Consider the following 14,201-nt stretch of genomic DNA (forward strand, 5'->3'; position numbering starts at 1 on the left):
TCTTGCGGAGAGCGGAACGCCACCGGCCGCCGGTCCGCGCGCTCTTGCGCGCCCCCGCACTTCAACACGCCCCGGCGCGGCCGGTTTTCTCCTTTGCCGCGCCTTTCGGGAGCTCGTCACCGGCCACCAGACTGGTGTGACGAGGGGAAATGGGGTGGGGCGTGTGACATCGCGATACCCGGGCGCCGGGAACACGGGGGCCACCGGGGACACGGAGGCGTACGGCGCGGACGACGGGGGCACGGCCGCGGTGCCGCCGCGGGGGGCGTCCGCGGTGCCGTACGGGGCCGAGGAGGACTGGAGCGCGTCGACCCGGTACATGTGCGCGGGGGCGCGCCTGGACGAGAGCTTCGCGCGCCGGGTGGTGCACGAGCTGCGGCACGAGCGCTACCGGGCCTGCGCCCCGTCCTACGGCGTCGACCTCGACCGCGTCGGCGCCCACGCCGAGCAGACCTTGCGCGACCTGCGCAAACGGGATCTGGCCGTCGGCGCCGCCTTCGTCCTGTCGCTGCTGGTCTCCCCGGTGGCCACGCTCGCCTACTGGTTCGCCATCTCCTTCCTTCCCGGGGGCGGCGCGCAGACGGGCCCGGCGGTGCCGAGGCGGCGCCGGCCCCGGGAGGGGCAGCGCGACCCGGCCGTCATGGTGGTGCTGCGGGCCCTGGCGGTGCAGCTCGCCGTCCTGCTGGCGGCCTCCTGGCTGAGTGCGCTGGTGCCGTTCTGGCCGAGCGCCGGACCGGTGGTGACCTTCCTGCTGACGCTGGTGCTGCTGGTCGGCTGGCCGTGGCTGCTCACCTGGGAGCAGCGCAACGCGGCGTGGAGGGCCATCCGCGAGCAGCTGACCCGTGAGGCCTTCCGCTCCTCCGCGCAGGAGCCGCCCCGCGATCCGGGGGCGGCGGGGCTGCCGCAGTCCTCCGTGGGCGGTGACGCGAACCTGGTCGTCTACAGCGGCTACCGGCCCTTCGTGGGGGCGGGTGACGAGGTCACCTCGTGGTCCTTCGCGATGCGGCTCACCCCGGAGGGCCAGGAACCGGGCTCCGGGCAGGAGCCTCCCGCGGTGCCCTTCGACACGGCCGGGCTGGTCCGCCGGCTGGCCGACGACCTCATGGGGCGGCGTGCCGAGGGCTTCGGCTACGAGGACGTCACCGTGGAGGCGGCCGGCGGGCGGGTCACCGTCTCCCTGCGCGGGGGGAACGAGCGGGCCATCGCCTCGCTGGGGAAGCCCGCGGTCCTGGTCTTCCGGCCGGTGGTGCTGGTGGAGCCGTCCGGCGGCGGCGCGTCCGCGCCACCGTCCGGGCCCGGAGACCGTTCCGGCCCGGTGCCCGGCGGCGCGGAGTACGCGGCCCTGGACTGCTCGGTGCCCTCCCATCGGGTCGACCACCAGCAGGGCGGCACACGGTGGGCCGTGGCCTGCGCCGAGCGGGCCGAGAGCGGCGCCTGGGCGAAGTATCTGCTCGGCCCGGCCGCCCTGAGCGGCACCGAGATCAGTGACGCGGAAGCCGTGCTGGACACACGGAGCACCACCGGGTGGCAGATCCGGCTGACCTTCGACAGCGGCGGCGCGCGGAAGTTCGCCGACCTCACCGGGCGCCTCGCCGCGCAGCTGAGCCCGGCGAACCAGTGCGCGATGGTGCTGGACGGCACGGTGCTCTCGGCACCGCTGGTCAACTCGGCCATCACCGGCGGCACCGCCGTGATCACCGGCACCTACACCCGCAGCTCCGCCGGCCGGCTGGCCGCCCAGTTGAGCGGCGGCAGCCTGCCGACGGAGATGCGGGTCACCTCCGTGACGCACTGAGCCCCGGCCGGCCCGGCCGGCGGGCCGGCCTCAGTCGGCCGCGGCCGTGCCCGAGGCCACCGAGGCCAGACCGTGCAGGTCGCGGGCGCTGCCCGTGATCCCGGACAGGAAGCTCTGGGCCCGCGGCGAGGCCCGGTCGGTCAGCCACTCCGGATCGACGTCGCAGACAGTGATCCGGACACCGGTGCCCTCCAGGGCGAGCGGCAGGGTGTGCACGACCGTGGAGGGGAAGCTCAGGACCGTGTGGCCGATCGGGCCGCGGCGGGCGATCAGTTCCAGCGGCAGGTCGGGCCGCACGATCTGCAGTCCGGTCTCCGCGGTCAGCCGGTGGAGTTTGTCGGCGCTCTCCCGGCGGTGCGCGAAGTAGCGGGTGGCGCCGTGCGCCCTGGTCAGGGCGGCGACGGCGGTCAGATAGCGCTCGGGGTCGACCACCCCGGTCTCCACCAGGGAGGTGCCGACGATGTCGGTGCCGGCGCTGATGGTGGGCGGGCCGAACCGCGCCCGGGTCCAGGCGAAGCGGTTCGCCCGCAGCACCATCCCGGGGGGAGGTGAGGCGGGCATCGAGCTGAACAGCTCGACGCGCCGCCCGGCGCCTGGGGTGAGGCGGCGCCGGGCGGCAGAGGCGAAGACGCCGAAGGCCGCGTCCGCCGGCGACAGCCGGCGGCCGCTGCGGTGCCACCGGACGAGCCGGGCACCCTTGGCGAGGAGTTCGGTGAACTCCATGGTCGCCGTGCCGTCGTCCACGACGGTGATCTCCTTCGTCCGGCTCAGCGGCAGGAGCACCTGCACCAGCCGGGAGAAGGGATCACCGAGGACGACCCGTCCCGCGGCCCGCAGGGCCGGGGTCAGTTCGGCGGCGGTGCGCAGCAGCGAGCCCCGGGAGGAGCGGGCCTCGCACCAGCGCACGGTGATGCCCTCGTCCATCGCCAGTTCCGCCATGCGGCGGAGCTGACCTCGCGTCATGGGGTCACGCGGAGCGAGGGCGACGATGGTGAGCGGCCGCCCGGGCGTCACCGGGCCCGGGACGGCCTTCGCCGTCCCGGGCCGCGGTGTGGGCACCGCGGGCGGGTGAACATGCGCCCACTCCAGCACGTTGAGCAGCTGAACGGGGCTCTCTACGAGTGCCAGAGTGCCGCTGTCGCCCATGGATCAGGCCGACACCGTCTCGGGCTCGGCGGCGGCCGCGGCCTGGGCCGCCTCCTGCTCGGCGATGACGCCGGGCACGCGCCGCAGCTTCTTCATCGGGCCGAGCTCGCCCTCGTAGACCTTCTTGACACCGTCGCCGAGCGCCTGCTCGATGATGCGGATGTCGCGGACCAGGCGGTCCAGACCCTGCGGCTCGACGGAAGCGGCCTGGTCCGAGCCCCAGTTGGCACGGTCGAGGGTGATGTGGCGCTCGACGAAGACGGCGCCCAGGGCGACGGCCGCGAGGGTGGTCTGCAGGCCGATCTCGTGACCGGAGTAGCCGACCGGCACGTTCGGGAACTCGCTCTGCAGGGTGTTGATCATCCGCAGGTTGAGCTCCTCGTGCTTCGCCGGGTAGGTCGACGTGGCGTGGCACAGGATGATGTTCTCGCTGCCGAGCACCTCCACCGCGTGGCGGATCTGCTTCGGGGTCGACATGCCGGTCGAGAGGATGACCGTCTTGCCGGTGGCGCGCAGGGCGCGCAGCAGCTCGTCGTCGGTGAGCGAGGCCGAGGCGACCTTGTGGACCCGGACGTTCTCGAACTTCTCCAGGAACTCGACCGAGGGGACGTCCCACGGGGAGGCGAACCAGTCGATGCCCTTCTTGGTGCAGTACTCGTCGATCGCGCGGTACTCGTCCTCACCGAACTCCACCTTGTGGCGGTAGTCGATGTAGGTCATCCGGCCCCAGGGGGTGTCCCGCTCGATGTCCCACTGGTCGCGCGGAGTGCAGATCTCCGGGGTGCGCTTCTGGAACTTCACACCGTCGGCGCCGGCCTCCACGGCCGCGTCGATCAGGGCGAAGGCGTCCTCGAGGGAGCCGTTGTGGTTGATGCCGATCTCGCCGGTGACGTAGACGGGCTGGCCGGGGCCGACCAGGCGGTCGCCGATCGGACGAAGGCGGGCGTTGGTGGTGGTCACTGGGAGAGTTCCCTTCGGGAAAGAGAGGGGCCGAGGATCCACGAGGCGATCTCGCGGATGGCTCCGCGTCCTCCGGGCGTTGCGGTGACGGAGCGGGCGGCGTCCTTGACGATGTCGTGCGCGTTGGCGACGGCCGTGGGCCAGCCGACGAGCGCGAAGCAGCCGAGGTCGTTGACGTCGTTGCCGACGTACAGGACCCGCTCGGGGGCGATTCCTTGCTCCTCGCACCACTGCTTGAGTGCGAGGTCCTTGCGGTCGATGCCGTGGAGCACGGGGACCTTGAGCTTGCGGGCCCGCGCGGCGACGACCGGGTTGGTCTCCGTGGACAGGATCAGGACGGGCAGTCCGTTGTCGCGCAGGGCGGCGATCCCGAGCCCGTCACCGCGGTGCACGGTGACGGCCTCGCGTCCATCGGAGTCGACCAGCACCGTGTCGTCGGTCTGGGTGCCGTCGAAGTCGAGTACGACCGCGTCGACGTCGTCGCGGGTCGGGCGCGCCGGCGCCTCGGTGCCGCTCTCCGTCGCGGTGTCGAGCAGCGGGGCCAGGGCGCGGGCGCGGGCCAGGTCGTCCGGCTCGTCGACCTCCAGGACCTTGGCGGGGTCGGTGCGCACCAGCGCGGTGTGGCCGAAGAAACGGTGCTTCGCCTCGCGGAAGCCCGGGACGCGCATCGCGTAGGCGGCGCCGGTCTCCAGCAGGTCCTGCGGCCGGTCCTGGCGGCGCGGGCGGTGGGCCTTGTCGTGGTTGACGCCGTAGCCGCCGGTCGCGGCGGCCACCGTCGTACGGGACCGGCCGCCCTCGGCGGCCTCGCCGGCGGCCGCGGCGGCGGCACCGATCTGGTCGGCGGCGTCGCGCCAGATGAAGCCGTGGAAGGGGGCCACGGTCACGGCCGTGTCCGCGCCGTCCTCCACGACCGCGGCGGCCACGCCGTTGACGTCCTCGGTGGTGATGAACGGGCTGGTGCACTGGACGAGCAGCACCACGTCCGCGCCGCGTCCGGTCATCGCCTCGTGCGCGTCCATCGCGTGCAGGACCGCGGCCTCGCTGGTCGCGGTGTCCCCGGCGATGGCGGCCGGGCGCAGGACGACCTCGGCGCCGGCGGTGCGGGCCGCGTCGGCGATGGCGGGATCGTCGGTGGAGACCACGACGTCGGTGACGAGCCCGGCCTCGCGGCAGGCCTGCACGGCGCGGGCGACCAGCGGCACACCCCCGACCGTGGCGAGGTTCTTGCCGGGTACGCCCTTCGAGCCGCCGCGGGCGGGAATGACGGCCAACACCGTTGGCATGGTGGCTCCTTGCGACTTGGTGGGCGGGTTCACAGCTGACCCCACCTGCGGATCACGGGCGCGACGCGCTGCACGCCCTGGCGGTACGCGGCGCGCGCGGAGTTGCGCGCGAGGTCGCGCACGGTCCGGCGCAGGGCGCTGGGCTCGGTCGGCTCGGTCACGGCGCCGGGCAGGGGCTCGCCCTTCGGGTCGAGGCCGTGGCGGGCGAGCACTGCGGGCAGGTAACCGGGCGCGGTGACGGTCGTGTAGTACGGCGCCAGTGGCGGGAGCCCGGGGGCGGCGGCCAGTTCGGTGACGCGCTCGCGCACGGTGCGGAAGGGGTCGCCGCCGGAGGCGATGCCCTGGGCGCGGGCCCAGTCGGGGTGCACCCTCGGCACCTCGCCGGAGTCGATCTGGTCCCAGGAGGCGTAGGCCCCGGAGCCGAGGAAGTGGTGGTTCCCCAGCGCCTCACGGATCCCCAGGTCGGTGAGGACGGCCGTGGGGATGCCGCGGTGCATGGACTCCAGCGCCGCCGTCGAACTCACCGTGACCAGCAGGTCGGTGCGGTCCAGGACCTCGCCCATGTGCCCGTAGACGAGCTGGAGGTTCTTCGGCGGGTCCAGCTTGGACACCAGCTTCTGGTACGGCTGTTCCTCGATGTGCGTGGTGTGCTCACCGGGCTTGCTGCGCAGCTTGACCAGGACCTCGCGCTCCGGGTGGAAGCGGGCGTGGTCCACCGCGCGGCGCAGCAGGTACGTGCGGTCCTTGCGGCTGTCCGGCACGGAGGGCTGGACGGCGAAGACCACGGTGAACGGCCGGTCCCCGGAGGGCTCGTAGGGCTTGCCCTCCAGGAAGGGCAGGGCGGTCTCGACGACGGTCCCGGCGTCGGCGCCGACTCCCCCGTAGACCTCGCGGAAGCGCTGCGCGTCGTGGGCGCTGTTGGCGAGCACCGCGTCGGCGCCGGCCCGCAGCAGGAGCCCGTCCGCGAGCTTCTCGTAGACGACCCCGACGTACCCGGTGACGACGACCGGACGGCGGGGGGCGCCCTGCCAGGCGCGGCCGAGTCCGTGCAGCATGGCCTGGACGGTGCCGCCGACGCAGGAGAGCACGACGATGTCCGCGGTGTCGCGGGAGGTCCCGGCCAGGAACTGTGCCGCGGTGACCTCGCGCATCGAGTCCGCGGGGATGCCGACCTCGGCGAGCTGGCGCTCGGTCGGGGTCGCCCGGCCACGGAGCAGGCGGGCGTCGAGCCGCGCCTCCGGGGCGATGCGGCGCGCCGTCAGCGCACCCCATTTCCATCGGGTGTCCGAGTCGGCGAGGACGGTGACCCTGATCGGGTCGGCGGTACTTGCTGGCACGCCGCAGACGCTAGGAATGCATTCCGAGCGGGCCTCCAACGCAACGCCAACGGACGGTTAACAACGCGCCGCCGAATGAAGAAGCGGCCGCCGGGGGCGACGGATTCACGGTTCCGCCATCTTCCGTTCATCCCGGGGTGGGGGAGGAGACAGAGCAGGGGACGAGACGGCCCATAGGGTGCACGACGTGGTCAAGCTCTCCGTCATCGTCCCGTTCTACAACGTGCAGGCGTTCGCTCCTGACATGTTGAGGAGCCTCCGCGCGAATGCCCGCGCGGATTTCGAGTTCATTCTTGTGAACGACTGCGCAACGGATGACACCCCCGGAATCCTCGAGCGCGCGCTGCCCGACCTGCCCGGGGCGATACTCGTCTCCCACGAGAGGAACGGCGGACTCGCCACCGCCCGCAACACCGGCATCGACGCCGCCCGGGGCGAGTACCTGACCTTCCTCGACGGTGACGACTGGCTGGCCGAGGGCTATCTGCCCCGCCTGCTGGAGGCGATCGAGACCCTCGGCACGGACTTCGTGCGCACCGACCACGTCGTCTCGCACGGGCGCAGGCGCACGGTCGCCCGGGTGCCGCACGGCCGCCGCGGGGTGGCCCTCGACCCGCGCGAGGCGATCCTGCCCGCCGACCGCACGACCTCGGTGGACTACCCGTACGCCTGGGCCGGCATCTACCACCGGCGGCTGGCCGACGCGGGGCTGCTGCACTTCCCCGACGGGCTGCGCACGGCCGAGGACCGGCCGTGGATCTGGCGGCTGCACCGCGAGGCGAAGTCCTTCGCGGTGGTCGGCCTGCTGGGCGTCTTCTACCGGCGCGGTGTGGCCACCTCGCTCACGCAGATCGGCGACGTCCGGCAGCTGGACTTCATCCGCTCCTTCGACCAGGTCCTCGCCGAGACCGCGGCGGACCCCGACGCGGACCGCCTCCTCCCCAAGGCCGTGCGCACCTACTGCGCGGTGATCGCCCACCACCTGGGCGCCATGGGCCGCTACGAGCCCCAGGTCGCGCGCAGGCTGAAGGCGATGAGCGGGGCCGCCCTGAAGCAGATGCCGCAGGAGATCCTGAACGAGGTGCTGGACTCGATGGACATGAAGCGCAGCCTGCTGCTGCGCCGGACGCGCAGGCGTCTTCGCGTCGCCGGGGCGGTGTCCGCCTGATGTCCCGTACCCAGGTGTTCCTGGCGTCGACGCTGTTCGGCGCCGCCACGGTGGCCGCCGCGCTGGACGCCGGACTGTTCGCCCCGGCCGACCGCAGGCTGCTGCTGGTCAGCAACAACGCCCCCGTACCCGAGATCTCGCCGGCGCTGGACAAGGCACCGGGCTTCGGTGCGCTGCGCGGCCGCTTCGACCGGGTGCTCTCGTGGAACGACACGATCGCCCCGCTCCACCCGTCGGGCTGGTCGCCGCGGCCCGAGGACGTACCGCTGTGGGAGCGCCATCTGCGGCGGCTGTGGGGCCTCGGCGACGACGAGGTCGAGCTGGTCGTCGAGTCGCTGCACGTCGAGCCGGCCCTGGCGCTGGTGAACGTCTTCCCGGGCGCGCCCGTCGAGGTGTACGCCGACGGTCTGATGGTCTACGGCCCGACCCGGGACCGGCTGGACCCACTGGTCACGACCCGGGTCGACCGGGTGCTGCACCTGGACCTGGTCCCCGGGCTGCGGCCGCTGCTGCTGTCGGAGCACGACGTCCCGGCCGGGCTCGTCCCCGCGGACGCCTTCACCGCGGTCCTCGCTCAGATCGCGGAGCACGACGCGGCCCCGGCCGCGGCCCCGCTCCCCGAGGGCGCCGCCCTGCTGCTCGGCCAGTACCTGTCGGCGCTGGACATCCTCACCGCCGCCGAGGAGGAGGAACTGCACGTCGCCATGGTGCGCGGCGCGGTCGCGGCGGGGCACCGGACGGTGGTCTTCAAGCCGCACCCGACGGCGCCGGCGCACTGGTCGCGGCGGCTGGAGCGGGAGGCGGAGGCGCTGGGCGCCGAGCTGACCGTTGCCGGGGCGTCGGAGCCGGCCGAGGTGCTGTTCCTGCGGGTCCGCCCGCGGCTGGTCGCCGGCTGCTTCTCCACCGCGCTGTTCACCGCGTCCGTCCTGTACGGGCTGCCGGTCGCGCGCGTCGGCACCGCACTGGTGCTGGAGCGGCTGTCGCCGTACCCGAACAGCAACCGCGTGCCCGTCACGATCGCAGACCGTCTCCTGCCGGACCTGGAGGACCGGCAGGCGACGCAGGCCTGGCGGCCGCCGACGGCGGAGCAGGTCGCACGCGACCTGACGCCCCTGGTGCGTGCCGTGGGCTACTGCATGCAGCCCCAGGCGTACGCGCGCCTGCGTGACGACGCGGTCCGCTATCTGACGGACAACCTGGACGGCGGCACCTGGCGCTACTTCAGGCGGCGTCGGCTGGCGTCACTGGCACTGCCGGGAGCGGTGCCCTCCCGGCTGGCCTTCCTGCCGGACAACCCGGCCGTGCGCAGGGTCGCGCGGCGCATCAAGCACGTCGCGTCCCGCCGCTGACCCCGGCGTTCGGGGCCGGAGCGACGAGGGCCGGCGCGGAGTGCCGCGCCGGCCCCTCGGCGTCCCGAAACCGCTAGTGACGACCGCCTGGGTGACTACCGCGCGCCGTCCGGGGCGAGGGTCCGCTCGATGCCCGCGACGAGGATCCGCAGCCCGGTCTCGAAGCGCGCGTCGTAGTGGTCGAACCTCTCCCGGCACCCCTACGGCGAGGGCTTGTTCGTGATCCGCCCCGACGGCTACGTCGGCCTCGCCACGCGCGAGCCGGAGCGCGTCACCGCCCGGCTCGCCCGCTTCGCCGGGTGACTCAGAACGCGTCCGAGGGGACGTACGTCCCCCACACCTCGCGGAGCGCGCCGCAGACCTCGCCCACCGTCGCGCGGGCACGGAGGGCGTCCCTCATCGGGTACAGGACGTCCTCCGTGCCCTCGGCGGCCTTGCGCAGCGCGGACAGCGCGGCGTCCACGGCACGTCCGTCGCGCCCGGCCCGCAGCGCGGCCAGCCGTTCCACCTGCGCGGCCTCGATCGCGGGGTCGACGCGCAGCGGCTCGTACGGCTCCTCCGCCTCCAGCTGGAAGCGGTTGACGCCGACGACCACCCGTTCCCCGGAGTCGGTCTCCCGGGCGATCCGGTACGCGTTGCGCTCGATCTCGGCCTTCTGGAAGCCGTGTTCGATCGCGCTCACCGCCCCGCCGAACTCCTCCACCCTGGCCATCAGATCCAGGGCGGCGGCCTCGATGCCGTCGGTCATCGACTCCACGACGTAGGACCCGGCGAAGGGGTCCACGGTCGCCGTCACGTCGGTCTCGTACGCCAGGACCTGCTGGGTGCGCAGCGCGAGCCGGGCGGACTTCTCCGTGGGGAGCGCGATCGCCTCGTCGAAGGAGTTGGTGTGCAGCGACTGCGTGCCGCCCAGCACCGCCGCCAGCCCCTGGACGGCGACCCGCACCAGGTTCACCTCGGGCTGCTGCGCGGTGAGCTGCACGCCCGCGGTCTGGGTGTGGAAGCGCAGCATCTGCGACCTGGGGTTCCGCGCCCCGAACTCCTCGCGCATCACGCGGGCCCAGATGCGGCGGGCGGCACGGAACTTGGCGACCTCCTCCAGGAGGGTCGTGCGCGAGACGAAGAAGAAGGACAGCCGCGGCGCGAAGTCGTCGACGTCCATGCCCGCGGCGAGTGCGGTCCTGACGTACTCGATGCCGTCGGCGAGGGTGAAGGCGATCTCCTGCGCGGGCGAGGCGCCGGCCTCGGCCATGTGGTAGCCGGAGATGGAGATGGTGTTCCACCGCGGGATCTCCGCCCGGCAGTAGCGGAAGAGGTCCGACACCAGCCGCAGCGAGGGCTTGGGCGGGAAGATGTAGGTGCCGCGGGCGATGTACTCCTTGAGCACGTCGTTCTGGATCGTGCCGGTGAGCCGGTCCGCGGGCACCCCCTGCTCCTCGCCGACCAGCTGGTACATCAGGAGCAGCAGGGCGGCGGGCGCGTTGATCGTCATCGAGGTGGAGACCCGGTCGAGCGGGATGCCGTCGAACAGCACCCGCATGTCCTCGACCGAGTCGACGGCCACACCGACCTTGCCGACCTCGCCGTGGGCGAGGGGGGCGTCGCTGTCGTGGCCCATCTGCGTCGGCAGGTCGAAGGCGACGGACAGGCCCGTGGTGCCGTGGGCGATCAGCTGCCGGTAGCGGGCGTTGGACTCGGCGGCGGTGCCGAAGCCCGCGTACTGGCGCATCGTCCAGGGCCGGGTGGTGTACATCGTCGGGTGGACACCGCGCGTGTAGGGGTAGCCGCCCGGCTCACCGAGCCGTGCGCCCGGGTCCCAGCCGTCCAGGGCGTCGGGGCCGTAGACGGGCTCGATCGGCAGACCGGATTCGGACTCGCGTGCCATGCGTCATGCCTCCAGCGACTCGGCCCCCTTTCTCAGTGTGCGGTGAACCGTGACCTGGCCCGTGCAACTACATGCCGGGGAAGTCAGTCAAAGGGGGTACCGACTCATCTCCAGGGGGACGCAGTGGCACTCATATCCGTTACAGGATCACGCGCGGCCGCCGCGGCCGCCGCGCTGCTCACCGGGGCCCTCCTCGCGGGCTGCACGGCCCAGGCGAGCGAGCCCACGGCCAGGGCCTCCGCGGCCCCGGACACCTCGGCCTCCGCGGCGAGCCCCTCCGCGAGCCCGAGCCAGAGCACCGCGCCCGCCACCGGCTCCCCGTCGCCGGCGGCCTCGCCGTCCGCCACGAAGAAGCCGAAGGCCGACCGCACCCCCCGGCCGGTCGTCGTCATCGCGCGCGGCAGCAGCAGCGCACGCGTGCGCGAGCTGCAGGCCCGGCTCAAGCAGCTCGGCCTCTTCGGCCGCAACCCCACCGGCTACTACGGCGACGTCACCGCCTCCGCGGTGCGCGCCTTCCAGTCCCGCCACAAGCTGCCCGCCTCGGGCACCGTCACCGACAGGACCTGGGCGAAGCTGCGCTCGGTCACCCGGCAGCCCACGCATGACGCCATGTACCCGCCGACCGCCAACCCGGTCGCGAAGCTCGACCCGCGCTGCATGACGGGCCGCGTGCTGTGCGTCAGCAAGACCAGCCGCACCCTGGCCTGGGTCGTGAACGGCAGGGTCGTCTCGGCGATGGACGTCCGCTTCGGCTCGCAGTACACGCCCACCCGCGAGGGCACCTTCAGCGTCTTCGCCAAGAGCCGGCACCACGTGTCGACGATCTACCACACCCCCATGCCGTACGCGATGTTCTTCAGCGGCGGCCAGGCGGTGCACTACTCCTCCGACTTCGCCGCCCGCGGCTACGCGGGGGCCTCGCACGGCTGCGTCAACGTCCGCGACCTCGGCAGGATCTCGGCGCTCTTCGACCAGGTGCGGGTCGGCGACAAGGTCGTCGTCTACTGGTGAGCCCGGGCCAGGAGCCCGTCCAGCGCCCGCCCGAAGAGCAGCCGGCCGGCCCACGCGGTGGGCCGGTCGAACGCCGCCGGCAGCGGGCGCACCCGCAGGTCCTCGCGCCACACCACGCGCGAGCCCCCGTCCTCGCTCGGCCACACCTCGATCTCGGCCCAGCCGAGCACGGTCCGGCCGCGCTTCTCCAGCCGGCACCGCCCGGGGCGGCCCGCGTCCGGCGGCTCCCAGCGCACGATCTCCATGGGGTCGTCGACGGACGCCCGCCCCAGGCCGGTCCGCGCCGTGAACGACCGCTCCCCCGTGACGACGGTGGTGGTGAGCGGGACCAGCGCGGCGTGGCGTTCCCAGTCGGTGACCCGGCGCCAGGCCTCGGCGGCGGGGAGCGGGGAGTGCCGCTCGATCCGGAAGATCACGTCGTCGACCCTACGCCGCCGTCCCTGCCGCGCACGTGAGGACGCGGGCGGAGCGGGGGGAAAGCGCTCCGCCCACGTCCCTCGTTGGGGGCCCGATACGGGGAGACCGGGCGACCCCTCGACCGATGACCAGTCGGTCTACTGGTTAAAGCGCCCGGGGGGCCGAAAGTGTCACACCCCGGAGGCAGCCGGGAGATGTCACCCGCGGCCGGGACGCGGTCCCGGCCGGCCCCCGGAAGGGACGGGGCGGGGGCCCGGGACGGCACGGGGCGCCGGCGCGCTCCCGTTGGTGCCGCGCGGGCCGTGGTCCCCGCTGCGGTGATGTCCACCGGAACGGTTCTCCGGACGGCCGCGGCCGTCCTGCGAGTCGTCGTCGCCCTGCTCGCTCCCCTTCCCGGCCTTGCCGGCCTTCCCCCCGTGTCCGGGGTTGCTGCCGAGCACCCCGGCGCAGTAGGCGCGGATCTGGTGCCGGCCGCCGCCCGCCGCCTTGCGCAGCTGCTTGTAGGCCTCTTCGTCCGCACTCTTGCGGTGCCGTTCCGCCGCCGCGTACGCACGGCACAGCACCTTGTGGTCCACGGCCGGCGGTGAGGGCGCCGTCCCGGCGGGCCCGCCGGGAAGGACGGTGCCGTGGGTGCCGCCCGCGCCGCCCGCCGGGCGGTCGCGGCCCGGGCCGGAGCCGGGGGTGGCCGGGGCCGGCGGGGCGGTACGGCCGGGGGACGCCGAACCGCTGTCCGGGGCCGCCGTGGCCGCGCCCTGGGTGTGGACCGCTGCCGGGTCCGGCACGCCGTGGCCGAGCAGGGCGGGCAGCGCGCCGGCGGCGGCCGCCACGCCCACCCCCGCCACCGCGGCGGTCGCGATCAACGTCCCCGTCAGCGATCTGGAGTGACGGGCCGTCCAGCTCCGTCCGCGCCGGGACACCGCGCCCGCGCCCGCACCGGGCGACCAGTCGTCGGCCGTGCCGGCGCGGACGCCCGTGGAGCCCGCGGTGAGCGCGTCGTCGTCGCGCGCGGCGCGGAAGGCGGCGACGGCCGCCTCCTCGCGTTCGGGGTCGACGGTCGCGGGAGCCGCGGCGGCGGCCAGCAGCCCGGCCAGGGCGGCGGCCCGCTCGTCGCGCCAGGTCCGCTCCGCGGGATCGTCACCGTGGGCACCCCGCAGCAACCGCTCGGCGGTGGCGTCGTCCAGCCAGTCGTGTCCTCGGTTATCGCTCATCTCATGTCCTCAAGCGTTCGGGACGCCGAAAACGTCACACTCGACGACCCGCCGTCGGAATCCAGCAGTTCGGCGAGACGGCGCAGGCCTCGACTGGTGGCCATGCGCATCGCACCGGGCCTCTTGCCGACGACCTCGGCCGCCGACCGGGAGTCCAGGCCCATCACCACGCGCAGCAGCACGGCCTCGGCCTGGTCCTGGGGAAGGGCGGCGATGGCCGCCAGCGCGGCACCGGTGCCCACCGCGGCGACCGCCTCCTCCGCCGTGTCCGACACGGCGGGCCGGTCGAGCAGTTCGTCCACCCCGGCGGCGGCGAGCGGCCGGCGGCCGACCGCCCGCAGGTGGTCCAGCGCGCGGTTGCGGGCGACCCGGGCCGTCCAGCCGCGCACCGCGTCGCCGTCACCGCGGAAGCCCGGCAGATCGCGCGCTATCTGCAACCACGCCTCCGACGCCACGTCCTCGGCGTCCACCGCGCCGACCAGGGAGCGTACGTACTGCAACAGTTGCGGCTGCACCGCTCGGTACACGAACCGGAAGCCGTCCTCGTCCCCCTCTTGCGCCGCGCGTACCGCGGTCGCCAAATCCACGTTCGAGCCTCCCCCACGGAATCGCGCACCATACTGCCCCATCGTCGGCGCCCGC

General features: G+C 73.9%; 12 protein-coding genes. 4 read left to right on the forward strand and 8 right to left on the reverse strand.

Translation table 11 applies throughout. The annotated features are described in order from the left end of the window. Nucleotides 1–163: 163 nt before the first annotated feature. A complete protein-coding gene (locus tag PV342_RS15870; RefSeq protein WP_500317529.1) occupies nucleotides 164–1,795 on the forward strand; it encodes a SecDF P1 head subdomain-containing protein in 1,632 nt (543 codons plus the stop codon). A 30-nt stretch (nucleotides 1,796–1,825) separates the two neighbouring features. Here PV342_RS15870 and PV342_RS15875 read toward each other — a convergent pair whose 3' ends face one another. From PV342_RS15875 to PV342_RS15890, 4 genes are read right to left on the reverse strand one after another with little or no spacing between them, the layout of a single operon-like run. Next, the gene (locus PV342_RS15875) at nucleotides 1,826–2,941 is read right to left on the reverse strand and encodes a hypothetical protein (RefSeq protein WP_500317530.1); all 1,116 of its coding nucleotides are present in this window, start codon (nucleotides 2,939–2,941) and stop codon (nucleotides 1,826–1,828) included. A 3-nt stretch (nucleotides 2,942–2,944) separates the two neighbouring features. After that, the gene (locus tag PV342_RS15880) at nucleotides 2,945–3,901 is read right to left on the reverse strand and encodes an N-acetylneuraminate synthase family protein (protein ID WP_018561279.1); all 957 of its coding nucleotides are present in this window, start codon (nucleotides 3,899–3,901) and stop codon (nucleotides 2,945–2,947) included. Beyond that, nucleotides 3,898–5,184 carry a cytidylyltransferase domain-containing protein gene (locus PV342_RS15885; RefSeq protein WP_391577463.1) on the reverse strand — a complete coding sequence of 429 codons (1,287 nt, stop codon included), beginning with the start codon at nucleotides 5,182–5,184 and terminating at the stop codon, nucleotides 3,898–3,900. Before PV342_RS15885 ends, PV342_RS15880 begins: the two co-directional genes overlap by 4 nt. 29 nt (nucleotides 5,185–5,213) lie before the next feature. Further along, nucleotides 5,214–6,521, reverse strand: coding sequence for a DUF6716 putative glycosyltransferase (locus tag PV342_RS15890; RefSeq protein WP_500317532.1), 1,308 nt, complete (start codon nucleotides 6,519–6,521; stop codon nucleotides 5,214–5,216). A gap of 187 nt (nucleotides 6,522–6,708) precedes the next feature. Here PV342_RS15890 and PV342_RS15895 point away from each other — a divergent pair, with 187 nt between their 5' ends. Both PV342_RS15895 and PV342_RS15900 read left to right on the forward strand, forming a co-directional pair. Beyond that, the gene (locus PV342_RS15895) at nucleotides 6,709–7,689 is read left to right on the forward strand and encodes a glycosyltransferase family 2 protein (protein ID WP_400798997.1); all 981 of its coding nucleotides are present in this window, start codon (nucleotides 6,709–6,711) and stop codon (nucleotides 7,687–7,689) included. Further along, complete coding sequence (locus PV342_RS15900; protein WP_400799000.1) at nucleotides 7,689–9,038, forward strand: polysialyltransferase family glycosyltransferase; 1,350 nt, start codon at nucleotides 7,689–7,691, stop codon at nucleotides 9,036–9,038. Before PV342_RS15895 ends, PV342_RS15900 begins: the two co-directional genes overlap by 1 nt. 304 nt (nucleotides 9,039–9,342) lie before the next feature. Here the strand turns inward: PV342_RS15900 and PV342_RS15905 are convergent, their stop codons facing one another. Then, a complete protein-coding gene (locus PV342_RS15905; protein WP_400799003.1) occupies nucleotides 9,343–10,923 on the reverse strand; it encodes an acyl-CoA mutase large subunit family protein in 1,581 nt (526 codons plus the stop codon). 123 nt (nucleotides 10,924–11,046) lie between these two features. Between PV342_RS15905 and PV342_RS15910 the strand changes: the two genes are divergently transcribed. Next, nucleotides 11,047–11,934, forward strand: a complete 888-nt coding sequence (locus PV342_RS15910) for a L,D-transpeptidase family protein (RefSeq protein ID WP_400799006.1) — start codon at nucleotides 11,047–11,049, stop codon at nucleotides 11,932–11,934. On the opposite strand, the gene PV342_RS15915 is transcribed toward PV342_RS15910, so the two are convergent. The 3 genes from PV342_RS15915 to PV342_RS15925 form a co-directional block, all read right to left on the reverse strand. Beyond that, nucleotides 11,925–12,350, reverse strand: a complete 426-nt coding sequence (locus PV342_RS15915; RefSeq protein ID WP_386991545.1) for an SRPBCC family protein — start codon at nucleotides 12,348–12,350, stop codon at nucleotides 11,925–11,927. The genes PV342_RS15910 and PV342_RS15915 overlap by 10 nt on opposite strands. A 198-nt stretch (nucleotides 12,351–12,548) precedes the next feature. After that, a complete protein-coding gene (locus tag PV342_RS15920) occupies nucleotides 12,549–13,559 on the reverse strand; it encodes a hypothetical protein (protein WP_500317536.1) in 1,011 nt (336 codons plus the stop codon). Continuing rightward, complete coding sequence (locus PV342_RS15925) at nucleotides 13,556–14,188, reverse strand: RNA polymerase sigma factor (protein WP_500317537.1); 633 nt, start codon at nucleotides 14,186–14,188, stop codon at nucleotides 13,556–13,558. The genes PV342_RS15920 and PV342_RS15925 overlap by 4 nt, the downstream gene beginning before the upstream one ends. Between the last annotated feature and the right edge of the window lie 13 nt (nucleotides 14,189–14,201).

The sequence above is a fragment of the Streptomyces sp. PA03-3a genome (assembly GCF_033792735.1).
GTDB lineage: Bacteria > Actinomycetota > Actinomycetes > Streptomycetales > Streptomycetaceae > Actinacidiphila.